The 1205-nt window shown below is 63.9% G+C and carries 1 protein-coding gene and 1 pseudogene; both read right to left on the bottom strand.

Features of this window, described 5'->3' with window-relative positions:
• Nucleotides 1-397: pseudogene (locus F1735_RS33685) on the bottom strand (IS481 family transposase); the annotation flags it as partial.
• Between the two features lie 97 nt (nt 398-494).
• On the bottom strand, nt 495-1061 hold the full coding sequence (locus F1735_RS33690; protein WP_167241372.1) for a hypothetical protein: 567 nt from the start codon (nt 1059-1061) through the stop codon (nt 495-497).
• Between the last annotated feature and the right edge of the window lie 144 nt (nt 1062-1205).

The raw sequence follows: 1205 nt of genomic DNA on the forward strand, positions 1-1205 counted from the left end.
GGTACGACGGCAGTGCGGTGCCTTGCAGCGCGACCTTCAGATTGTCGAAATGCAGTTGCACCGTCCAGCCAGGATGGGCATCGTATTGTGCGCGCAATGCGGCAATGACCGCCGGCGCCAAACTGTGGAAGGTACCGCGGTCGCCACGCCGCCGATCACGCAGCTGGCTTACCGGATCGCTGGCATTGCGCGCGGCGTAGAACCAGCGCTCGATGGTCGCAGTGGCAAACCGGACATCCGTTCCAGACACGGGATGGCGCCAGGTCTTGGCCGCCAGGTCGCGGATGGCGCCGTATAACTGGCCGGGCTGCGGCGGCGCCGCCAGCAGCGGGCCGACGATCGCGAAGCGCAAGTGCGCCCAGCGATCGCGCTTGGGGGTAGCGGGGATCGAACTCAAACAGGTCTCCTTGAATGGCTGGCGCCGGCGGCACCACGCACGTCGCGAAGCCTACAAGGGGTGCCGAAGGGAGGCTATTGGCATCTTCTGCGTGTCATCACCGGCCCGCTCGTAGCGTGATCGCCGCGCTACCCGTCAGCGGTGTCAGGAACATGAGCAGACGCTTCATCGCTGCGTCGCCGTCACCGGCAAAGCGCGCCAGCAGCGCACCTGGCAGCAGCGTCATGTCCGGCGGCGGCATGAACCGCCCGCACATCGTCTGCCATAAGGCTGTAACCGGGAAGCTGTCGCGCCACCACTGCCGCCAGCGTGCGACGGTACGCGGCGAGACGGCCAACTGCTGCGCCAGGCGCATGGCCACCGCCGGTGTCGGGCCGCGTTCCGACAGCAGTACCACCGCCAGTGCCAGGTGCACCCGCCGGCCAAGGAAGCGCACGGATACAGCCGTCATGCGCCTGCGGCATTGCGAGCAACAATAGCTGAATCGTTTGGCGAAATCATCGCGGACCTCGCTCGGACAGCTGCGCGGTTTGCGCGGGAAGTGGGCTTGGTGGAGAGCGCCGCCGCAAGGGCAGCCTTGAAAACGAGTTTGCTCGGCCAAATCCTGGTCGATCAGGACTAATTGCTGGAGAAATTTGATGTTGGCAAGGAGGACGTGGCACACTATGGGCAGTCTGAAGTCTTAGGAAACCGAAGACTCCCCCAATAGGAGCATTTGTTCAAGTTCCTTGCGGGGGTCACCCCATCGCCCATCACGCTACGTGATCAAAATGGCGCCGAAACCCATCAGGTTGAGTGACCATACTCA

Origin of the sequence: Massilia genomosp. 1 (genome assembly GCF_011682185.1) — a bacterium.
GTDB classification, from domain to species: Bacteria; Pseudomonadota; Gammaproteobacteria; order Burkholderiales; family Burkholderiaceae_D; genus Telluria_A; species Telluria_A rubra.